This is a genomic window from Dermabacter sp. p3-SID358, from assembly GCF_025147465.1.
Lineage (GTDB): Bacteria > Actinomycetota > Actinomycetes > Actinomycetales > Dermabacteraceae > Dermabacter.
The window spans coordinates 15,747-37,233 of record NZ_JALXOZ010000019.1 but is presented as its reverse complement, the minus strand read 5'-3'; the positions used below and the strand labels follow the sequence as shown (position 1 = coordinate 37,233).

The following is a 21,487-nucleotide window of genomic DNA, read 5'->3' as shown; positions in this document are numbered from 1 at the left end:
CGTCCTGTTTCACGCGTGTGTAACGGGCATCATGGTACGGGACTTTTTACTCTCCGCGTAGCCCTTTGCGCCGTTCACGCAACTTTCGAAAGAATTCGCGCAGTAAATCGCCGCATTCTTCATCCCGTACACCCGTCGTGAGCTCGACGCGGTGGTTGAGCCTCTCTTCGCGCACGAGGTCGTACAACGATCCGGCGGCCCCCGCTTTGGGGTCCATCGCTCCAACAACGAGGTGCGCGATCCGGGCAAGCACGATCGCCCCCGCACACATCGTGCACGGCTCGAGAGTCACCACGAGCGTGCAACCGCTCAGGTTCCAGCGCCCTCGCACGCGGGCCGCTTCGCGCAGGGCGAGAATTTCGGCGTGTGCCGTTGGGTCTTCATCCGCTTCCCGACGGTTGCCAGCGCTCGCGATGAGCGTGCCTTTTTCGTCGTACACGGCGGCGCCGATGGGAATGTCTCGGCGCGGAGGCATCGAGGCGGCGCGTGCTTCATCGATCGCCGGCTGCATGAGCTGGTCTAACGTCGCTCCCGCGTATGCCATGCGTACCTCGCTTACATTTTGGGCCCTGGGGCCGCGCCGAATCGGCTTTCATCGTAATAGGCTGGCCTCATGCGCGTATTGAACATTGACCACCCGCTCGTTGCCCATAAGCTCACTGTCCTTCGCGACAAGGACACCCCCAGTTCCGTTTTCCGCCAGCTCGCCGACGAGCTCGTGACCCTTCTCGCGTATGAGGCGACGCGCAATGTCGCCGTCGCGCCTGCGGAGGTCGAGACGCCGGTCGCGACGACGGTTGGCCGCAAGCTCACCGACCCGAAACCCATGGTCGTGCCGATTCTCCGTGCGGGCCTCGGCATGCTCGATGGCATCACGCGCTTGCTCCCCACGGCCGAGGTCGGCTTCCTCGGCATGGTGCGTAACGATGAAACCCTCGAGGTCACGACCTACGCGAATCGCCTTCCCGACGACCTCACGGGCCGCCAGTGCTTCGTTGTGGATCCGATGCTCGCGACCGGCCACACGCTCATCGCTTCCGTGAATTACCTTCTCGAAAAAGGCGCGCGTGACATCACGTGCGTGACCCTCCTTTCGGCTCCCGAGGGCATCGCCACCATGGAGGAGAAGCTCGACAAGGACGCGAATATTACGGTCGTGACCGCAGCAATCGACGAGAAGCTCAACGAGAAGAACTACATTGTTCCGGGCCTCGGCGACGCGGGCGACCGGCTCTTCGGGGTTGTCGACTAGACCCGCACTTTCGTTCATCACGGCGCCGACGCGGCGGGGACGTCCACGAGCTGATTTCACGGCAGTGTTTCAGTATGTGAACGCCCACTTGCGTCGGCGCCGATCGTGTTTCACACTGGTCACATGAATTTCCATGCCGCATCGAGCATCATCGAGGGGACCTCTTCGGTCTCCCGCTTCATGATGCGCGGCATGATGATGGACATGGCGATGTCCATGATGCAGGGTCAGCCGCGCCTCTAAGCGCACTGCGGAAAGCCGGCTGACAGGAGCCGGCCACTGGGCGCGGGTTCCAGGTGCCCACCGGGAGCACACCTCGCACGCGAGTTTCTTTCACTCCCCCGCGAGATCCCGGATTCCCCACACTTTCGCGCCGCACGGCGCCGCATCCTGGAGAATCGCCATGACCGTTGCACTTGACCGCACCCCCGCTTCCACCTCGACCCGCACCGTGAGCATCACGCTCACCGTTGAACTTCCCGCCGCGAGCAGCCAACGCGAGGCCACGCTCATTGCCGACGCGCTTCGCTCCCACGCCCACACGCTCGCGACAGTCAAGGGAGGAACGGCGAGCGTGCAGGTAGCGTCGGACCCCCGCCCCCGCCGCGCCCGCTTCACGGCCGTTCCCGGTCAGAGCGCAGGTACATCAATCCCCCCGCGTCCCGCTGGGAAGCCGCAGGCACTTCGCCCTCGCAAGGCTGGAGTCGTGTCGCCCAACGCACCCGCGCGCAGGGACGCCGAAGCCGCACGCTTGCGCCTGATCCAGTCGCGCTCGGTGAGTCCCGTCAGCGCCCCGGGCGCCGCGAGTGCACTCAGTCCCGCAAGCCCGTCCCTTCCGGGGAGCCCCGGATCGCGTCTCGCGCAACCATCGCTTGTAATCGATCTGTTTGGTCGCCGCGTGCGCATCGATGGCGAGGATGTGGATTTGACCCACCGTGAGTTCGAACTCCTCGCGCACCTCGCACGGAAGGCCCGCAGCATCGTTTCGCGCGAGGAGCTCATGCGAGAGGTGTGGTGCACTGCGGGTAGTGACGCGGGCGAGCGCACCGTTGACGTCCACATTCGCCGCGTGCGCAACAAGCTCGGGCGCTACCGCAAGCTCATTTCGACGGTGCGCGGTTCGGGTTACCGCCTCGAGCTCGGGAGCGACGTCGCATTGCTCGGCACAAAATAACGAAGAACACCTCCTCACAGACGAACGGACCGGAGCGCTCACAAATGGGGCTCACGGTCCGTTCGCTGGCTTCGCGGGACGAAGGGGGGGGGGGAGGTCCCTGCGAAGCGGCGATCGGGTTCGGGGGAACTTCCGATCGCCAGGCCGCACGCGCAAGGGGGTGAGCGCTGTGCGGCGGCTATGTTCCGGCATACCTGCCGTACTTGTGCCGCGAACGCGACGCCGGAATGCCTTGGAGCGGGCAACGCCGGTACTGCAACTCTAAAACACTTCGGGTCAAATGTGAACCCAGCTCGTCTCTCTAAGAGCGGCAAGTTGTGTTCGAGTCATACGCCTCACCTCTCAACGTTTAAGGTGGGGCCGTTACGATGGTTGCTCAGGGCGTGCAGCCGCCCACCGAAATCGTTTACACATTCGCAGCGAGGACCTTCATGATTGCTCACGCACGCATCGTTTCGGCGAAGGATGCCACGATCCAGTTCGCCGATCGCGCCGAACGGATCGAAGGCGAGAGCAGGAACGAGGTGCGCACGGCTATCAAGCACGCATTTGTCGCGGAAGCCCGTAAGCAGAATGCACCGGTGGATGTCGTCATTTTCGATGGTCCCGCAACGCACAACCTTCGAGTCGAACCCAACGGTCGCATCCAACCCCGCGAGGGCGATTCCCGCCCGCTCTACGCCTCGAGTGCCGCAATGCCCGACGCCTCGGAGCAAAAACGTGGCCGCCACTCGGCGCTGAGCGCCACGAGCCCCGCCACGGCAAACGCCGCCCGCCCCGCGAGTGCCGCGTCCCCGGACCCCGCGAGTGCCGCATCCGCCGCGGCCCTTGCCGATCTTCAAAAGCGCCTCGCAGCCGCCGAGGAGCGGCCAGCTGCCGATTCAACCTCCTCCCCCGAACCACTCACTTCCTCGCGCCATGCGGAGGGTGACGCGCTCCAGCCCGCCACACCGGCGAAGCCGCACGAACCGGTCGTCTCACCCAAGCGTGAGCTCCCCAAGGATGACCTGCCCACCCTCGATGACCTACGCGCGGGCAACGACGCGCATCGCAAGCCGCTCGCAACCCGCGGCTTCAACAAGTTCATTCGCCAGGCAAGCCTCGGTCTCATCAAGCCCGGGCCCGGCCGCGCCGAGCGCCGCGAACTCGACCAGATTGAGCGGATCCGCAAAAGGCTTGATGCACCGAAGAACATCGCGGTCGTCAACCTCAAGGGAGGCGCCCATAAAACCACGAGTGTGCTCATGCTCGCCGCAACCCTCGGCATGTTCCGCGGAGGAAGCGTGCTCGCGTGGGACAACAACGAAACACGAGGCACCCTCGGTTGGCGTGGTATTCCAAGCGATCACCACCTCACTGCCCTCGATCTCCTCAACAACCTCGATCACTTCGCGGGTGGGGATGCGCGCGTAGCCGACCTCGACAAGTACGTTCGCCCGCAGGGTGACATGAATTTCGACATCCTCGCTTCGGATGAAGACCCGGGCTCGGCCGCATCGATCGATGGCGAGGCCTTCAACCGCCTCAACGACACCCTTTCGCGCTTCTACCGCGTCAAGGTCGTGGACACGGGCAATAACGTGCGCGCCTCGAACTGGCTTGCCGCCGTCGAAGGCGCCGATCAGCTCGTGATCGTGTCGACGGTGCGCGAGGACACCTTCAACGCCGCCGCGTGGATGATCGACGAGCTGCGCATGACCGGCCACAAGAAGCAGGTCGAAAAGGCCGTGACGATCCTGTCGCACTCCTCGCGCGGCAAGATCGACCGTGTGCTACGCAAGCGCCTCCTCCACCACTTCGGCGCTCACACGCGCGCCGTGCTCGAGGTTCCGTTTGAGTCGCACTTCGTGGACGGCGGAAGCCTCGAATGGGCCAAGCTCTCGAAGGAGACGCGCGAGGCGTGGATGAACGCAACCGCGACGGTGGCCGACGGCCTCTGAGCACCACGGGAACCCATGAGGCCGGGCGAAGCCCCGCGTATCGCTCGTGCACGCTCCATCTCCACGCTGATACCGCCCTCGGCGTGAGCCTGTGGGCACACGCGACCGACACCGCGCGCCACGCCCACATTCTCGACTCCCTCGACTCGGCGCTCAGCGCGCTCTCCCCCGACGGGAGGCATCCCGCACCGCTCGCGGCCCTCGGTCCGTGGCTTGCGCGGCCCATGCGGCACGTGATCGAGGTTGAGTTTTTCGGCCGCCGCACGCGCGTGCGCACCCTCGCGCTCGAAAGCGCGCATCTTGCCGAGTTTATGACCGCGTTGCGCGCGCGCATCGCCCACCTCGCCCGCGCATCGGCAACGCCGCGGGATACGAGCGACGACGGCATCGCGCGTTTGATCAGCGAACTTGCGGAAGCGGGCCGCCCGCTCGACCTCGGTGAGGGAATTCTCCTCGCCCCCGAAACTCTTGCGCTCCTCAATCTCGACTCGCACGCGCGCCGCATCGTCAAACGGCGCGACGTCGTGCCCGGGCCCGAGAGCGCGCACGACACCTCGCGCGTGCGATGGCGCCTCGCCCCCGGTCTCGCAGTCGGTACCTCTCCCACTAATCCCGCGCTCGAACACCTCGTCGATGCCCACGCGCGCGCGACCTTCACGCGGCTGCGCAAGGAGCGCGAGCGCGCGGGCGAGCTTCCCGGGGCCGATGAGCTCGCGGGCCTCGACCCCGTGGGCGCCGCGCTTCTCGATGCCCTCGACAACAGCGATGCCCTCCTCACGCTCGACACGGTCAACGACCGCCGCGTGCGAAAGGCCCTCGACTCGTTCGTGGACTCGGCGCTCGCCGGCGTCCTTTTGAGCGAGAGGCAGCCGCGCCTCACGGTGCGCGTGCGCGAGGCGGAAAAGAAGGGTTACGACGCAGGCTCGGCAACCGTCGGACTTCGTGTGTACTCCACCGCTGCCCGCTGGCAGGTCGAGGTTTGCCTCGCGGAAACCTCGGGCCGCGTGCACCTGCTCGGGGATCTCGTGAATGCGGGTGATCTCACGAGCGTGGGCGCGCTCGAGCACGCCTCCCACGTGCGCCGCCTTTCTCCGACGCTTGCGGGGACCCACGCTGAGCCGGGAGGGCTCACGTGGAACCTTTCCACCAAGGAGCTTTCGCGCTTTCTCACCGAGGAGGCGAACGTTCTCGAGGCAGAGGGCATCACGGTCATGCTCCCGCGCGAGTGGACGAAGCAGCGCGTAAGCGTCGTTGCGAAGGTGGCAACGCCCGAGGAGGACGACCGCGAGAATCGCCCCGCGAAATCGACTGGTTTCTCGGGCGCGATGGCGTCGTTCGAGTTCGGCGTCGCGGTTGGCGAATCGATGCTGAGCCCCGACGAGCTCGAGGAACTCCTCGAGGAGCAGCGCGAACTTGTGAACATCCGCGGGAAGTGGGTGCGGCTCGATTCCTCGACGCTGCGCGCGGCGACGGCGTTCCTGCAGGGTGCGCGCCGGGTGGCGGCGGAGAATTCTCGCGAGGGCGAACGCGATGCGCTCACCGACGTGCAGTTTCGCGGCCTCCTCACCGAGGGTGGGCTCGAGGATCTCGACCTGAGCGTCGAGGCGGAAACGAGCAACGGCGACGAACTCCTGTTTGGCACCGACAAGGTTGCCGTTCCCGCGCTTCCCGCCCCGCGCACGCTCAAGGCGACGCTGCGCCCCTACCAAAAGCGTGGCCTCGACTGGCTCTCGTTCCTCGATGCGCGCGGCGTGGGCGGGATTCTCGCCGACGACATGGGCCTCGGCAAAACCATGCAGGTGCTCGCGTTCCTCGCGCGCGAACGCGAAAAACTCCCCCGGATCGGCCCCACACTCCTCGTGTGCCCGATGTCGGTGCTCGGCAGCTGGCAACGCGAGGCTGAGCGCTGGCTTCCGAGCCTCAAGGTGCACATCCATCACGGCCCCGATCGCCTCCACGGCGAGGCGTTCCGCGAGCGCGCCCGCGCTTCCCACCTCACGCTCACGACCTACGCGCTCGTGTCCCGCGATTTCGACGACCTTGCCGCCGCGAAGTTCCATCGCGTGGTCCTCGACGAGGCGCAGCACGTCAAGAATCACGACACGGGTGTCACGCAAGCGGTGAAGGCTCTTCCCGAGGGTCGACGTCTCGCACTTACGGGCACGCCCGTCGAGAACGATCTCACGGACCTGCACTCGATCCTCTCGATCACGACGCCGGGCCTGCTCCCAAGCGAGGCGGCCTTCAAGGAACGATTCGTGAATCCGATCAACGAGGGCAATCGCGCTGTTCAGGAACGCCTGAGCCTCCTCACGAGGCCGTTCATTTTGAGGCGCGTGAAGACTGATCGCAGCATCATCTCGGACCTGCCCGAGAAGCGCGAGGAACGCGAACTCGTCAACATCACGGAAGAGCAAGCGGGGCTCTACAAGGCGCTCGTGGAGGACATGACGAAGCAGCTCGAGGAGCTCTCGAAGATCTCCGACCCAATCACGAGGAATCGCCGACGCCGCACGATCGTGAGCACGACGATCATGAAGATGAAGCAGGTTCTCGGGCACCCCGCGCACTTCCTCGGTGATGGCTCGCCTGTGCTCGATGCCTCGGGCGAGCACAGAAGCGGCAAGCTCGAACGGCTCGACACGATCCTCGAATCTGTCGTCGCGAATAACGAGAAGGCGCTCATCTTCACGCAGTTCACGGCGTTCGCCCCCACGATGCTCGAGCACTGGGAAACGACGTTCGGGCTTCGCGTGCCGTTCCTCCACGGCGGCATCTCGAAGGCGGAACGCGACGAGATGGTGCGCGAGTTCCAGAACTCCCCCGGCACCCCGGGGGCGATGCTGCTTTCGCTTCGCGCAGGCGGCACCGGCATTACCCTCACGGCGGCCAACCACGTGATCCACCTCGATCGCTGGTGGAACCCCGCCGTCGAAAACCAGGCGACCGACCGCGCGTTCCGCATCGGCCAAACCCGCGATGTCTCCGTTCACAAGCTCATCTCGATCGGCACAATCGAGGAGAAAATCGACGATGTGCTGCGCTCAAAACTTGAGCTCGCCGAGCACACGGTGCGCTCGGGCGAAGGGTGGCTCACGGAGCTCAGCAACGACAAGCTCGCCGAAATCGTTTCGCTCGACGACGCACGAAAGGAGCGCCGCTCGTGAACATCGAGATGACCTCGAAGCGCGGCGCGATCGGCGAAAGCTTCCTCGCACGCGAGTTCCTCGCACGCGCAGAGGTGCAGCTCGGCCGCACGAAGCTCGCGGCGGGCAGGCGACTCGCGCGCGCGGGGGCCGTCGAGTGGCTCGACGTCACCGCGGGTCACGTCAAGGGCGAGGTCACTGCCGCGATCGATGGCACCCTTACGCATCCGCAGCTCGACTTCGGGCCGCGGGGCGGAAACGACATCGACGCTCTCATTGCGCGAGCCACGCGCGACCCGCACGAGATTCTCGCGGTCTTCGCGGGCACCTACGACATCGCCGACGAACGCGAACTTGAAAGCGAAGGCCTCGCCCTCCTCCCGAGCGCCGAACTCCCCCTCTCCTTCGGCTGCACGTGCCTGCGCTGGCCCGACGTGTGCGAGCACGTGTGGGCCCTCACGCTTGCTTTCACCGAACACATCGATCGCGCACCCGCAGACTACCTCGCGCTCCTCGGCCTGGACGTCGAGCAGCTTCACCTCACGGAAGGAGAGTCCGACGGTTCTTCGGCAACCGTCGGACCTGATCCGCACGTGGAGACCCGCACCCGTTTTGATCCCGCGCGGCTCGAATCCGAGATACTGGTGAGGGCTATGGGCGAAGAGGCCGCGGCCCTCATCGCGGCGTTCTACGCTGAAGCTAAGCGAGAGGGCGGCACGCCGCCAACCGAGACGAAAGGACAGGGCCCGGGCGATGGCTCACGAACTGACTAACGAGACGATTGACGCGGTTGCGGCGATTTTTGACAAGGCCGTCGCGGACCACCGCATGGCGGGGGTTGCGTGGGGCGTTGCGAGGGACGGCGAGATCCTCGCCTCCGGTGGTGCGGGCTCGAGCGCACTCGTTGGGGGTGAGAACGACGAGGGCGCGTTCACGCCCGGCGTTGATTCGATCTCGCGTATCGCCTCGATGACGAAGTCGTTCACGGCCGCAACGATCCTCGCCTTGCGCGACGAGGGCAAACTGCGCCTCGACGACCCAATCTCGACCTACGTTCCCGCCGCCGAAGGCATCGGCGCGTTTAGCGAGGACTCCCCCGCGCTCACGATTCGCCACGCCCTCACGATGGCCGCGGGTTTCGTCACGGATAACCCGTGGGGCGACCGCCAGGAGTCGATGAGCGCCGAGGAATTCGATGAGTACATCGCGGGCGGTCTCTCGCTCATCGCGGAACCGGGCTGCGGCTTCGAGTATTCGAACACGGGCTACGTGCTTCTCGGCCGCGTGATCGACGAGGTCACGGGCGTGAGCTTCCGCGACGAGATTCGCCGCCGCTTCCTCGAGCCGCTCGGCATGACGGACACGGTGTTCTCCCTCGCGGAGATGACCGACGAGCAGCGCTCGCGCGTGCTCACGGGCCACCGCGTGGGCGATGGCGAAGGCGCGACGCGATTCGAAGAAGTCGATTTCGATACGCCCGGCGTGTTCGGCGCGATGGCGGGGCTTTTCTCGACCGTCGCGGACGTCGCGAAGTGGACGGCCTTCCTTTCCGAGGTGGGTGTGCGCCGCGCCGACGGCATCAGTGCCGAATCGCGCGCGATGCTTTCACCAGCTTCGCGCCGCGAAATGCAGGAGATTCACCGCATCCAGGAGTGGCCGGTGCTCGAAGGCGAAACTGGATTCGGCCGTGTGCGCGGCTACGGCTTCGGGCTTGTCGTCGAGAAGTTCCCGAAGCTCGGGGACGTCATCTCGCACTCGGGCGGCTATCCCGGATATGGCTCGTTCATGGTGTGGCTGCGCGGCACGGGTCTCACGGTGATCGCCCTCGCGAACTCGAAATATGCACCCGCGATTCCGTGCTCGCTCGAGGCGCTCGAGGCGATCCGCACCCACCAGGAAGAGCTCACCCGGGCCCCGAAGCGCGAGCTTGCCCCTTCGACCCGGGAGGCCCTCGAGAAGTCGCTCGCGTGGCTACGCGACGTCGAGCTCGAGGGCCAGCCGACGGCCCTCGTGCCGAGTGGCTCCGCCCGCACCGTGCTCGCGAATCGCGCCGAGCAGGGCGTGAGCGAGGAAAGCGACCCGCTTCTCGCGCTGTTTGCGACCAACATGGATCAGGACGTCTCGCGCGCCGAACGCGTGCGTCTGCGTGACGCGGCCCTGCGGATCGCCGGCCTCGACCGCGCCGACCTCACGCTCGAGAAGGCTGCAAACCTGAAGGTGCTTTCACCGTTCCAAGCGGTGTGCACGTTCGAGGGCGAAAGCGGGAAGGTCCTCATCGACCTGCTCATGGATCCGCGCAAGAACTCCCAGATCCAGGCACTCAATATCAAGGGCGAGCCGAAGAACAAGGGCGAGGCCTCGGGCGCCGCGCCCATCGGCATCTAATCCTCATGCCGCACATCCACCTCGAGGTGAGTGGGCTCGATGCCGCCCTCGTCGACGACCTCGACTGGGGCGGCACGATCCTCACGATCGGCGGGCACGAGCAGTCCCACGTCAACCCCGCCGATCCGTTAGAGATTCGCTACGAGTATTTGAGGCGCATCGCGAACGTTCTCGACGAAGGATTCGAGGCAGGCGCGCCGATCAGCATTCTCCACCTCGGCGCGGGCGCGCTCACACTCGCGCGGTACGTGCAGGCCACGCGCCCGGGAAGCATCCAGCTCGCGGTCGACATCGAACCCCGCCTCGTCACGTTCGTGCTCGAGAACCTGCCTCTTCCAGCGGGCACGCGCCTCGAACACCGCGTGGGCGATGCTCTCGCACTGGTGCGCGCGCTCTCGCAAGAGCACACGGACTCCGCCTCGAGCGGTGAGGTCCGACGGTTCCACGCCGCCGTGCTCGATGTGTTCAGCGGGAAGGAGACCGCGCCTCACCTCGCAACTGCTGACTTTTATGGCGCGGCGCTCGACGTGCTCGACGCAGACGCTGAGGATCCAGGGATCCTTCTCGTCAACATCGGCGACGACGAGCCCCAACGCTTCCTCGCCGCGCAGGCTCGAGAGCTTCACGCCGCGTGCGCCGAGCGGGGCTACCCAGAGCCGTGGATCCTCACCGATGCTCACGTCGCGCACTCCCGTGCGACGGGCAACTCGATTCTCGTGGCAGGCCCCCTCACGGCTCGCGAGGATTTTGTGCAGATTGCCTCGCGCGTGCGGGCCTCGGGGCCCCATCCCGCCGTCGTAGAGCCGTGGCGCGACGTCCTCGGCGCTTAGCTCCGCCGCGCCTTACAGGAAGCCAATGAGCGTGAGCGATGCGAAGGCACCCGCGCCGATCGCGATCGTCATGCCCGCGATGATCGCGGCCCAGCCCACGAGAGTCATCCGGTCATAGCTGCGCGCACGCTCACCCAGCCCGCGCTTTCCGGTGCGAATATCGACGTCGTGCTCATCCGGGCTCGACGGCACGAGTGAAACCGCGGGAGGCATCCGTCGTTCGGGCGGATCGAACGGCGCCTCGACGTCGTCCACTTCTTCGATAATCGCGGCGCTTGGGGGCCGCTGAGGCACGGGCGACGGCACCGGCTCAACGGTGGGCGGCTCCCCCTCGTACGGATCGAAATCTTCCGGAATATCCGGCATGAGGTCCACAATTTCAAGCCGGGAACCGTCGGAAAGAAGAGCCGGAGAACCGGGCTCCACGCTCGGGAGCTGCGCGAGGGCTTCCCGCGCGCTCGGGCGCTCAGCGGGGTCGCTCGCGAGCATTGCGGCGAGGACCCGGGCGAATTCGGGCGAGAGGCCTTCGGGAACTGTCGTATCGTTTAGCGCGGCGGGGCCGGCGAGCGTGAACAGCACAGACGCACCAAGCGCGTAGACGTCGGCCGCGGGTGTAGCGACGGCACCGGCGGCGACCTCGGGCGCGAAGAAAGCTTCCACGGTCGCGGTGTCCACGACCGGGAAATCTGGCGCTTCGACCTCCGGCATCGCTGCGCTCACGCCCGCGAGAACAGCGAATACGGGTGGGCGATCTTCCCGGCACATGATCGTCGTGGCACTCACGCGGCGATGCACCCACCCCGCCTCATGCATCGTTGCGAGCGCCTCGAGGATTTGCCTCGCGATCATGAGTGCCGCTGATTCGCCGAGCGTCCCTCTGAGGCTCACAACTTCGGCGAGGGTGCCACCTGACACGAGCGGCATTGCTACGAGCGCCTCGGACTCGTCCATCGCATAAGGGGAAAGAAGATGCGGGTGGGCGAAGGCGCCGTCGGAATCTTCGAGTATCCGCCTCGCCGAGACCAACTGCCCGTCATCGAGAATCTTGAGCGCGCACTGATCCTCGCGTTCGCAGTCCCGCGCGCGCCAGACCTCACCCGTGCGTGAGCGCTCGACCAGGTCGATCCGCACGAAACGCTTGCCGTAGGCGTTCATGGACCTAGATCAGCACACGCCGACGCATCTTTCAACTTCTATAGCGTTTCAGTGTTGACATTCGCATTTTGTGACCAGCCTTGCACATATGAATATGCAGGCTAAGTTCGCAGGCATTCTCCTCCGGGAGCATAGCCACGAGGACTTCAACGCGCGGGCTATAAGGCAACGAGCAATGGCAGCGCCTACCGTTTACACCTGTAGCGCGACACCATGCCGCGCTCGGAGGTTGGCTTCACTATTACAACCAGCACCGGCCTCTAAGGAACTAGGGAGGCCACACACCAGCCAGCCTCGTCCCGGGTATTGACTTCGGTCTCGTCCACGATGAGGGCATTCACTCGGATGGTCCGTCTGAATACCCGCGCCTGGGAACGCTCCTGCCAACTGGAGCGTCCTGAGCGTCCTTCAAGCGCGGATGGGCGCAGAACCCTCAATACCAGCGGACGAACATCGCCTGCGATCGTCGATTTAACGACGCCAAGCATAGAGAAAGCCGACACACATTCCCGCCACTCGCCCAAAATGGCAGTGCGCGACAGTCATCGAGCATTCCTAACGGTCTTCCAGTAGGACGGCGCCCGAGCCCAAAGAAGCTGCGGAATGGTCTGACCACCATTCAAGCTTGCGTTCGACGCTGGGGCCACCTCCATAGGTCTAAGTCTTCAGCAAACGACCGCGCAAATAAACAAATAGTCCACAAACTCGACGAGCTGCCCTACCGCGACGAAATGCTCGTCGGGATCGGGAAGTAGTTTCACACTGGCCAGGCGGCAGCGATAAGACGCTGCCCATGGCTATTCAGGGCACTCGCCGGCGTTGTAAACACCGCGTATAGAGTGAACACCCAGGGTGGGAAAACTGCCCAGATCATCATCAGCGCCACCCCCCTTCCGGTCAACCTGCTACACCTCCATCCACCCCAGATGGTGGTCATCAACCTTTCTAACAGCCTCTGCACACCGACGGTATAACCAGGGACAACGACACGCCCCTTCCATCACCGTTTCCGGGCCCTACACCTACGTTCAGTACTGCCATCACCACTCGAGCGACATGACCTGCGGGGTTCAACTGCCTTACTCACAACTCCAGCCGCCCCAGGTGGATAAGCCTAGCCAGCTCTCGTCAGGTTCCTTAAGTTCTCCCAACGGCTCATCTGGAAGGAGAGCCAGGGCCGCTACCGTATAGTAAGCACCACGCACACGTGACAGCAGTCACATGTCGGTGTAAGATCCTAGATGAGCTCAAAGAGGAGGTGATTTCAATGACGATTCAACTTTCCCAGAAGGCGCCTCGCCTACGCCATGGCGCATACGGATATTCGCACTGCGGAGCACACTGTTCCAGCCCTAAGTAACCCAACCGATTGCCTGGTGTATGCGGCGTCGAACGCCGCATACACCAGGCTTCACAGAAGTAGGCAAGAAATGACCAGCTCCCCCTTAGCCGCAGCGATAATTTCCCAAACGTTTTCCCACCAGTGGATCGAATCCTCTAGGCCGGCCGTCAACACTTTCTTCTACACTACCGCCGTACCGCATGCGACAACACTGGAGAGGTTCGACAAATTTGCGACCATATACTCACGCTTTCGCTGGATAGCAAAAGAGGTATCTAACGCTGCGCGGGGGCCACTAAGCCTACCAAGCCCTGGAATCATAAGTATTCCCGATAGCATATTCATAGCAGAACTCTGCCGGTGTGGCGCATTGCTGACATTTGATAACGGACCTCACACCATCGAGCAGCCCCAACAGAATAGTCCCGATTCCCCTCCCGAGGAAATTATTTCACGCGCACACCTTTCTCTTCGAAACAATGATCCGTGGGCCACCATAAATTTACTAGACCGTGCTCCACAATCAATTGCAAGATCCTTTGACGGAACCCTACTTTATGCACGAGCGAACGTCGCCTTAAATAGCTCGTTCACTGCGCTTGGTGTTCTAAATCAGATTATTCCCACGACCGCGGACGAGCGGGCGATTTTAGCGTACGAAAAGGGAATCATACTTCTGCGTCACCTCCCCGCCCATTGGCAATCGCGCGAGCAGGGGATTATCCTTCTAAAACAAGCAGCAACCCAAGCACGAAGCTCCGAGGTATCACCTTCTGTTAGAGCTACCGCTCTTAATGGTTACGCTCTTGCGGTGGCCGCTCAAGACACGGCTCTGGCAGTCGCGCTCGAAGTAGAAGCGATCGAGACCCAAAAGGAGCTCTTGGATATCGATAGACACGAAGAAGACGTGTCTTTATCAATCTTTAGAGGAAATCTTGCACGACTGCTGCACTCTTCAGGTGCAACTGACGAGGCGAAGAGGGCCATCCTGGAGGCACTCAGATATCAACCTCCAGACACTGGACAACTAGAGCTGGCGTTAAGAATAGCTGAGGACCAGGGGGATGAATCACTTGTAGATCGAACGGTCCACCAATTGTCACAACGCTCGAACTGGGACTACAATGCCGCCATCGCGTTGGGAAATTACTATTCAAAAAACGAGATCAATTCTCTAGCTCTATCACATTACGAGCAAGCCCTATCTCTGGACCCTGAGCTTGTCGATGTCCGTCTTTCTTGTGCTGAACTCTACCTAAAAAACGACTCCATCCAGGATTCAGAAAGGCATCTCTCAAAGGAACTATTTACCTTTGCTGAGCGTTCGGACTTAGCGCGACGAGACCTTCTATTACTCGAGATAGAAATTAGACGCGTCCCTGATCGAGAGCGATTGGATTTCCTCCTTGTTGCGTTGGAGCGACTCGCCGCTATCTATCCAGAAGACCCTGAGGTCAGCTCTAATCTCGCGATGATCGAAAAGAAGACTGGCGAGGGGCGGACGTCATGACGACTTCCACCATCAAGACCGCGCTTTGGGCCGTGCATCAGTTGTGGAAGTACTCGCCTGTGGTCCTCGTGTTCTATCTGATTTTCGTGATCGTCGACAGTCTCGGCCCTGCCCTGATGGTAGTCGCGGTTGAAAACCTCGTGCATGAGGCCACTGCGAGGGAATCACACTCCCAACTGTCTGGAGCTATTGTCGCGGCGGGGCTCGTATTCGGGCTGAACTCCAGCGTTCGGTCTGTTGTGATGACTCTCAGTCAAATCTTGAGCCGAAAAACCCGGGCGGGCATGGAGTATGAGTTCGCGAAAGCAATGTCCCGTGTACCGGCAGACCAGCTCATGGGAGACTCGCTCACTACCCGAGCAAGAACCGCTAGCGAAGCCATTGCAACGGCGGCATCCTTCCATGGAACCTATGTGATCAATTCGTTCCGCGCAGTCGCCACCATGGCATTTTTGGTCCTCGCCTTAGCTCCTTACAGTGTCATTTCGGCGTTGGTCATCGTGCTGGCTACGATTCCTACGCTCATCGCTTTTACGCTGGTCGCCAAAATCGAAGGCCGAACCTGGCCCTTGGTTTCTCACGAAGTAAAGTTCGGAAGCTACGCTCTCAATCAGTTGGTTTACGAAAAGCCAGCTTTCGAGCTGTCGGCACTTGGGACCGGCTTCAAATTAGCTCGCGTCGTTAAGCAGCGGTCCTTCAAAGCCGCACAGCTCTTTGTCTCGGCGATGTCGAAGTCCACTATCCTTATCGTTCTGGGTGGGCTTTTTGCGACTGGCCTCTTGATCTTTGCTCTATTCACACTCGCCTCTGATAGTGGTCTCGGTGCAGGTGTTCTTGCTGCCGGAGTGGTGGCACTGATTTCGAGCATGTCAGCTACGTCTGATGCCTCGTACACTCTGGGTAGTGTTGTGTCAGGCACCCCGATCGTCGATGCCTATAGACGATTTACTAATGAGTTCCAAGGTGAGGCCCGGGAAGCTTCCTCGTCAGACGCCGATACACCTCGAGCAGATATACAAAGTCTTCACGTGCGTTCCGTTTCCTATAGCTATCCCCATGGCGCGGCTAAAGCGCTCGATAACATTTCACTGTCTGCGGAGAAGGGTCAACTCATCGGTATCGTCGGCGTGAATGGCGCAGGCAAAACAACGCTGGTCCGTATCATCATGGGGCTGTTTAACCCCAGTACTGGCGACGTTCTGATAAACGGTGAACCGATCAACTGCTTCGACGACGTCTCGCGCACCAGTATTTTTGGACTACTGTCGCAAGAGTTTGGGCGATACGAACTCACAGTGAGGGAGTCCTTGCTTCTCGGAACAAGAAGAGACTATGTCTGCGACAGTGAACTTTGGGACGCGCTTGATGCGGCCAGACTGCGAAAAGCCGTCGAAGACCTACCGAATAAGCTAGATTCCCAACTGGGCGAGCAGTTCGGCGGGGTCGGACTCTCTGGCGGCCAATGGCAGCGACTTGCGCTAGCGCGAATAGCTCTGCGCAATGCTCCAGTGTGGATTCTTGATGAACCGACAAGTGCCATCGATGCGGAGAGTGAGAGGGCAATCTTCGATGACCTTGCATCCGGACCCACGAAAAATGATCGCATAACCATCGTCGTATCCCATCGTGCTGCCACATTACGTGCTATGGACCGAATCTATGTCATCGAAGAAGGACAACTGATTCAATCAGGCACCTACTTAGAGCTGCTGGCATCGCCGGGCCGGTTTCACGAAATTTTTCGTGAAGAAGAATAGAGCACACATCATTGTGAGTCATATATCGAGTTCTACTTTCATGAAACGAATTCGGGATGAGACTGCACCAAAGAGGCGCATAGTCTTAAAGTCGTTGATTCGTAAACGTGCGTCAGTACCCTTCTGATATCCAACGTCCACAGCGTGGATCAACCTCCCCAGCGTAGAAATCTCACCCGCCCTAGCGGGTCTCTTCCCTCTACTAGGCCTGAGGTTGTGGCCGAGTTCGAAGGCTGGTAGCGACACCGTGTTCGTGTTGGAGAAAGTTGCGGTGCGGTAGATCGCACGCCGCCCGAATGGGCTCAAGATCCCTTCAAACCTTGAACAACGCGGCATCGTCCAGCATCACTTAAATGAAAACTTGCCGCCGGAACAGGTGTGAGGCCGGGTGCGTAACGACTTTCCCGACCGAAAGGATCTGTGGGTGAGACACGAAACTGTGTATAAACCGATCAACCTACAGACCAATGGAGATCTCAACCGGAGTGGCAGCTCTTACTCGCATAAGCCCGACTATTCGATATCCCCACACCGTCTTAGCGAGCGCCGACGCCACTTCACGGACACGTCTCGTTCTGAGCGCGTCCACCCCGCCACTCCTCCAGACTCCTAGTCAGCGGATTTGCCTCGCGATCATGACTGCCACTGCTTCGCCGAGCGGCCCCTTAGACTCACAACTTCGGCGAGCGTGCCACCTGTCACGGGCAGCATTGCCACGCACGCCAGACCTCGCCCGTGCGTGAGCGCTCGATCAGGTCGATCCGCACGAAACGCTTGCCGTAGGCGTTCATAGGCCGCCCTGCCCACGCGTGCGCACACGCCCTATGAGGGTCTGGAGATCTTCGAGTCGGCGTTCCCACCATGACTCGGGCTTCACGCGCTCGAGGAGTTCATCGAGCTCGGGCACGAGATGCCACACGTGAAAGTCGGCTCCCGAGTCCGCGGGTGGGCGCGCGGCGCCTGAGAAAACCCGCGCGAGAGCCTCCCCAGTGCGATCGAATTGAAACTCGACTCCAGTGACCGCCGGGTACTGGGCCTCGCGGGCCGCCTCGAGCGCGTACTCCCACGTGGGTGCGATGTGTTCCTCAAGTCCCTGCACCGAGGCGAGTGGGGCGGGTGTGCCTCGATGGGCGACCCACACGCCACGAATGTCGAGCACCGCATCCACGCGGCACAGCCGCTCACCGTCGGCCCCGGCCGCGCTCACGTACACGAGGTTGCGCAGTGCATCCGCGGGCGTCAGGGGGGACACAAATCGGGCGAGCGGTTCCGCGATTGTCGCAGGCAGAGATCGGCGAAGCGGCGCATGCTCAGCGCCCGCCAGCTCATTCCCACTCAGCGACACGTCCTCACCTCCGAGTTCGTCCATCAGTGTCGACATGGCTCGCTACTGCGCCATGTCCTTGAAACGCGAGTAATGCCCCTCGAACGCCACGGGAATGGTCTTCGTTGCGCCATTGCGGTGCTTCGCGACGATGAGGTCCGCCTCGCCCGCGCGGGCCGATTCCTTCTCGTAGTAGTCCTCGCGGTGGATGAGCACGATGAGGTCCGCATCCTGCTCAATCGAGCCGGATTCGCGAAGGTCACTCATCATGGGCTTTTTGTCGGTGCGCTGTTCGTTCCCGCGGTTGAGCTGCGAAATCGCAATCACGGGCACCTCGATCTCCTTCGCGAGGAGCTTGAGCGCACGCGAGAACTCCGAGACTTCCTGCTGGCGCGACTCGACGCGCTTACCGGAGCTCATGAGCTGCAGGTAGTCGATCACGACCAGTTTGAGATCCGCCTTCTGCTTGAGGCGACGGCACTTCGCGCGAATCTCCATGAGGGTCATGTTCGCCGAATCGTCGATATACAGCGGCGCATCCATGAAGCGAGTCGTGGCGCGCGCAAGGCGCTCCCAGTCCTGATCGTCTACCGTGCCGTCGCGAAGGCGACTCATCGGCACCTGCGCTTCGGCGGCCATGATGCGCATCATGATCTCTTGGCGGTCCATTTCGAGGGAGAAGATGGCCGACGCCATCCCGTTGTGGATCGCGGCGCTCCTCATTACGTCCATGCCGAGAGTCGTCTTACCCATCGCAGGGCGGCCAGCGAAGATGATCATCTGGCCGGGGTGCAGGCCCTGTGTGAGCTCATCGAACTCCGCGAATCCCGTGGGCACGCCATTGACCTGCCCGCCTCTGGACTGGAGCATCTCAATGAAGTCCATCGTCGGCTCAATCACTTCGGAAAGCTTCACGTAGTCCTCGGACTTCGTGCGGTCCGTGACCGAGTACACCTGCGCCTGCGCTTCGTTGACGGCGGCATCAACCTCGCCGCCATCCGCGGCGAAGCCAAGCTGCACGATGCGCGTGCCAGCCTCGACGAGCCTACGGAGCGTGGCCCGCTCCGCGACAATCTCGGCATAGAATCCTGCGTTGGCAGCCGTCGGAACCGCATCGATCAAATCGGCGAGGTACGGGGCTCCGCCGACCTTCTCGAGGTTGCCCCTCTCACGCAGCGCATCGGCGACCGTCACGAAGTCGGCCGGCTCCCCGCGACCGTAAAGGTCGATGATCGCCTCGTAAATGAGTTCGTGCGCGGGGCGGTAAAAGTCGTTGCTGCGGAGCTTCTCGACGACGTCGGCGATCGCATCTTTCGACAGCATCATGCCGCCAAGAACGCCCTGCTCAGCACCTAGATCCTGCGGCGGGAGGCGGTCCATTCCCTGATCGGGACCCGGCTCCAAAAGGGCGCTCGACATACGACCTCCTCAAGTCTCGGTGTGACTGCCCCCCGAGGCGGGGCATGAATGCCCCAGAATCTTACCGCGAGGCGCTACTCGGCGACGAGGTCTTGCACATCGGGGTGCTTTTCGATCCAGCCCTGCACGTAGGGGCACACGGGGCGGACCTTCACGCCGTGACGGCGCGCATGTTCGAAAGCCGCGGCGGTCACCTCGCCCGCGATGCCTCGCCCGCGAAACTCCGGATCGGTCACGACATGCGTGGCGACGAAAATGACGCCATCGTTCTCGCGGTCGTACTCGAGGTACCCCGCCTCCACGCCACCTTCCGTGGCAATGAAGCGCTGCTGGTCTGAATAATGAGTCACGGTAGCCATGCCTTAAGTGTCGCAGGAGCGCGCGGTTTGCAACAGGTTTTTGGCTATTTTGGCCGGAGATCTCGAGGCGTGGGCAGGGCTCGGTTGGCTCATGCGGGTCCGACGCTTGTTGGGCAACCTGTGGACTCGCCCTCGAGTTGCCTCCTTCCCCCTTCTCTCCGTGACTCCCACGGTTCTCTCTGAGTCCACCACGTTTCTCTCCGGGGCTTCACCACACTTCTCCCCGGGCCCCACAACGCTTCGCCATCTTTGCGACACGCCTCGCATTTCGGTTGTTCTTGGTGGGCCCATCCACATTCGTGAATTCGTTTCAGTTGGCGATTTGTCGCTCGGTGGGCTCAGTATTCGTTGGCTCGCGCTCCACAATCTGTTTTATCCACAAATCATTCGGGTTTTCCACGGTGTTTTCTGGATTTCTGGGTGTTTTCCATACACCGCGGCCACCAGGGTATTCGCGTGGAGAGGGTGGCGAGTTTAAATGTCTCACCCCTCTTTTAAGCTCGAGTTGTCTCGAGAAAGGCAAGGGTCGGGTTTAAATGTCTCACCCCCTTTTTAGGCTCGAGGCATCACCACACAGAAGCCACTTCAAAACCCGGTCGAGAGAAAGGGGGGCGCAATGACCAGCACAGTGTTAGGCCGCGATGCCGCTACGGGCACTGCCGGTCCTGCCACGGGCACGAGCGGTACTGCCACAGGCACTGCCGGTATTGCTGCGGGCTCTGCTGTTGTCGCGACCGCAGCATCCTCCCCTGCCCCTGCCACCGGCTCTCTTGATGACCTCGCGGCACTCGCTGGACTCACCCAACTGGAGGCCCCTTCGCGTACCGACGTTCTGGATCTTCTTCTTTCTCGGTCGAAGGGGTGGCAGGCCGCGCTGATGGGCATGCTCAAAACCTTCCCCACCGCACCCCCTCATTCTTCTGATACTCCAGGTGACGCGCACTCGGCTACGACTCCCGCACGTGTCCTTGATGGGCCGGATCTGCTCACCCGCCTGGATGTGTTGGAGTCGTTGACGCGGATCGCGGAGCTGAGCGAAGCAGTCAAAGCGCACATTCTCACCGAGCTCGACGAAACCGACGGCATCGGCCACCTCTCCAGCAAAGAAACCACTCCCCACACCACCAGCGCCTCCTCCCCCACACACAACGACACCCCCTCTCCCTCACACGCAACTGACGCATGCGAGGATGCTGGCCGGGTTGATCCGTCTGCGGGCCTGGATTCCCTCAGCGACAAAGACCGGGCACGAGTGTTCGCCACGCGCCGCTCTCTCGCGCATGAGGTTGGGCTGATTCTCAAACAATCCCCGTATGCGACCAGTCTCGACATCGCCCGCTCCCGCATGCTCACCACAAACCTGCCCACCCTCCTTGCCAACCTCGAAGCCGGGCGGATCTCCATCACCGACACTCACGCGATCACCACGAGCCTTCGCGATGCCACAAGCCACCACGCCCAACAATTGGATGGCCCGATCGCTCGGGAACTGGAGCGCAACCCCCACGCTGGAAAGAAACACTGGCGAAACTTCACCACCAACGCCCTGCTCTCCCTCGACCCCGCTACCGCTCTCGAGAAAGAAAAGAAAGCCTTCACCACACGCCGCCTCACCCTGAAAACCCTCCGCAACGGGATGAGCAGTCTCACCCTCACCATGCGCACCCTCGACGCCCACCGCATCCACGACCTGCTCACCCACCGCGCCACACAAGCCCACAAGGTCCTCCACTAACACGAAGTCACCACCGCCACGCGCAAAGCACACGAACACGCCACCAAAGTCACCGCTGAGCTTCAAACGCTTCTCGCCAGAAACGTCTTTACCCTCGAACACCTCACCGGCGCCACACCAACACCCCACGCCAACCTCGACGACGACATTGACGACACC

At 62.3% G+C, this 21,487-nt stretch carries 15 protein-coding genes; 10 read left to right on the top strand and 5 right to left on the bottom strand.

Translation table 11 applies throughout. The annotated features are described in order from the left end of the window. Nucleotides 1-46: 46 nt before the first annotated feature. Nucleotides 47-544, bottom strand: coding sequence for a nucleoside deaminase (locus tag M3B90_RS08585; RefSeq protein ID WP_396122503.1), 498 nt, complete (start codon nucleotides 542-544; stop codon nucleotides 47-49). Nucleotides 545-613: 69 nt separating this feature from the next. Here M3B90_RS08585 and upp point away from each other — a divergent pair, with 69 nt between their 5' ends. The 7 genes from upp (at nucleotide 614) to M3B90_RS08550 (ending at nucleotide 10,727) form a co-directional block, all read left to right on the top strand. After that, complete coding sequence (gene upp / locus M3B90_RS08580; protein WP_259889859.1) at nucleotides 614-1,252, top strand: uracil phosphoribosyltransferase; 639 nt, start codon at nucleotides 614-616, stop codon at nucleotides 1,250-1,252. Between the two features lie 403 nt (nucleotides 1,253-1,655). Continuing rightward, on the top strand, nucleotides 1,656-2,426 hold the full coding sequence (locus tag M3B90_RS08575; RefSeq protein WP_259889857.1) for a winged helix family transcriptional regulator: 771 nt from the start codon (nucleotides 1,656-1,658) through the stop codon (nucleotides 2,424-2,426). Nucleotides 2,427-2,857: 431 nt separating this feature from the next. Continuing rightward, nucleotides 2,858-4,366 carry a chromosome partitioning protein gene (locus tag M3B90_RS08570; protein WP_259889856.1) on the top strand — a complete coding sequence of 503 codons (1,509 nt, stop codon included), beginning with the start codon at nucleotides 2,858-2,860 and terminating at the stop codon, nucleotides 4,364-4,366. After that, entirely contained in the window at nucleotides 4,327-7,533 is a 3,207-nt protein-coding gene (locus tag M3B90_RS08565; protein WP_259889854.1) for a DEAD/DEAH box helicase, read from the top strand. The genes M3B90_RS08570 and M3B90_RS08565 overlap by 40 nt, the downstream gene beginning before the upstream one ends. Continuing rightward, a complete protein-coding gene (locus tag M3B90_RS08560) occupies nucleotides 7,530-8,285 on the top strand; it encodes a hypothetical protein (RefSeq protein WP_259889853.1) in 756 nt (251 codons plus the stop codon). Before M3B90_RS08565 ends, M3B90_RS08560 begins: the two co-directional genes overlap by 4 nt. Further along, complete coding sequence (locus tag M3B90_RS08555) at nucleotides 8,266-9,897, top strand: serine hydrolase (RefSeq protein WP_259889852.1); 1,632 nt, start codon at nucleotides 8,266-8,268, stop codon at nucleotides 9,895-9,897. Before M3B90_RS08560 ends, M3B90_RS08555 begins: the two co-directional genes overlap by 20 nt. 5 nt (nucleotides 9,898-9,902) lie before the next feature. Next, nucleotides 9,903-10,727 carry a spermidine synthase gene (locus M3B90_RS08550; RefSeq protein WP_259889851.1) on the top strand — a complete coding sequence of 275 codons (825 nt, stop codon included), beginning with the start codon at nucleotides 9,903-9,905 and terminating at the stop codon, nucleotides 10,725-10,727. A gap of 12 nt (nucleotides 10,728-10,739) precedes the next feature. Here M3B90_RS08550 and M3B90_RS08545 read toward each other — a convergent pair whose 3' ends face one another. Further along, nucleotides 10,740-11,882, bottom strand: a complete 1,143-nt coding sequence (locus M3B90_RS08545; protein WP_259889850.1) for a protein kinase domain-containing protein — start codon at nucleotides 11,880-11,882, stop codon at nucleotides 10,740-10,742. 1,430 nt (nucleotides 11,883-13,312) lie between these two features. Between M3B90_RS08545 and M3B90_RS08540 the strand changes: the two genes are divergently transcribed. Both M3B90_RS08540 and M3B90_RS08535 read left to right on the top strand, forming a co-directional pair. Next, nucleotides 13,313-14,734 carry a tetratricopeptide repeat protein gene (locus M3B90_RS08540; RefSeq protein ID WP_259889849.1) on the top strand — a complete coding sequence of 474 codons (1,422 nt, stop codon included), beginning with the start codon at nucleotides 13,313-13,315 and terminating at the stop codon, nucleotides 14,732-14,734. After that, nucleotides 14,731-16,491, top strand: coding sequence for an ABC transporter ATP-binding protein (locus tag M3B90_RS08535; RefSeq protein ID WP_259889848.1), 1,761 nt, complete (start codon nucleotides 14,731-14,733; stop codon nucleotides 16,489-16,491). Before M3B90_RS08540 ends, M3B90_RS08535 begins: the two co-directional genes overlap by 4 nt. 787 nt (nucleotides 16,492-17,278) lie before the next feature. Here M3B90_RS08535 and M3B90_RS08530 read toward each other — a convergent pair. The 3 genes from M3B90_RS08530 to M3B90_RS08520 form a co-directional block, all read right to left on the bottom strand. After that, a complete protein-coding gene (locus M3B90_RS08530) occupies nucleotides 17,279-17,872 on the bottom strand; it encodes a hypothetical protein (RefSeq protein WP_259889847.1) in 594 nt (197 codons plus the stop codon). A 6-nt stretch (nucleotides 17,873-17,878) separates the two neighbouring features. Further along, nucleotides 17,879-19,234 (bottom strand): replicative DNA helicase, encoded by a 1,356-nt coding sequence (gene dnaB, locus M3B90_RS08525; RefSeq protein ID WP_259889845.1) that lies wholly within the window; start codon nucleotides 19,232-19,234, stop codon nucleotides 17,879-17,881. A gap of 74 nt (nucleotides 19,235-19,308) precedes the next feature. Then, entirely contained in the window at nucleotides 19,309-19,593 is a 285-nt protein-coding gene (locus M3B90_RS08520; RefSeq protein WP_259889843.1) for a GNAT family N-acetyltransferase, read from the bottom strand. A gap of 616 nt (nucleotides 19,594-20,209) precedes the next feature. Between M3B90_RS08520 and M3B90_RS08515 the strand changes: the two genes are divergently transcribed. Next, nucleotides 20,210-21,328, top strand: a complete 1,119-nt coding sequence (locus M3B90_RS08515) for a DUF222 domain-containing protein (protein ID WP_259889841.1) — start codon at nucleotides 20,210-20,212, stop codon at nucleotides 21,326-21,328. Nucleotides 21,329-21,487 lie beyond the last annotated feature (159 nt).

Bases quoted from the DNA above. Each gene is read 5' to 3' on its own strand.
- M3B90_RS08585 (WP_396122503.1), bottom strand. From the start codon at position 544: ATGGCATACGCGGGAGCGACGTTAGACCAGCTCATGCAGCCGGCGATC.
- upp (WP_259889859.1), top strand. From the start codon at position 614: ATGCGCGTATTGAACATTGACCACCCGCTCGTTGCCCATAAGCTCACT.
- M3B90_RS08575 (WP_259889857.1), top strand. From the start codon at position 1,656: ATGACCGTTGCACTTGACCGCACCCCCGCTTCCACCTCGACCCGCACC.
- M3B90_RS08570 (WP_259889856.1), top strand. From the start codon at position 2,858: ATGATTGCTCACGCACGCATCGTTTCGGCGAAGGATGCCACGATCCAG.
- M3B90_RS08555 (WP_259889852.1), top strand. From the start codon at position 8,266: ATGGCTCACGAACTGACTAACGAGACGATTGACGCGGTTGCGGCGATT.
- M3B90_RS08550 (WP_259889851.1), top strand. From the start codon at position 9,903: ATGCCGCACATCCACCTCGAGGTGAGTGGGCTCGATGCCGCCCTCGTC.
- M3B90_RS08545 (WP_259889850.1), bottom strand. From the start codon at position 11,882: ATGAACGCCTACGGCAAGCGTTTCGTGCGGATCGACCTGGTCGAGCGC.
- M3B90_RS08540 (WP_259889849.1), top strand. From the start codon at position 13,313: ATGACCAGCTCCCCCTTAGCCGCAGCGATAATTTCCCAAACGTTTTCC.
- M3B90_RS08535 (WP_259889848.1), top strand. From the start codon at position 14,731: ATGACGACTTCCACCATCAAGACCGCGCTTTGGGCCGTGCATCAGTTG.
- M3B90_RS08530 (WP_259889847.1), bottom strand. From the start codon at position 17,872: ATGTCGACACTGATGGACGAACTCGGAGGTGAGGACGTGTCGCTGAGT.
- dnaB (WP_259889845.1), bottom strand. From the start codon at position 19,234: ATGTCGAGCGCCCTTTTGGAGCCGGGTCCCGATCAGGGAATGGACCGC.
- M3B90_RS08520 (WP_259889843.1), bottom strand. From the start codon at position 19,593: ATGGCTACCGTGACTCATTATTCAGACCAGCAGCGCTTCATTGCCACG.
- M3B90_RS08515 (WP_259889841.1), top strand. From the start codon at position 20,210: ATGACCAGCACAGTGTTAGGCCGCGATGCCGCTACGGGCACTGCCGGT.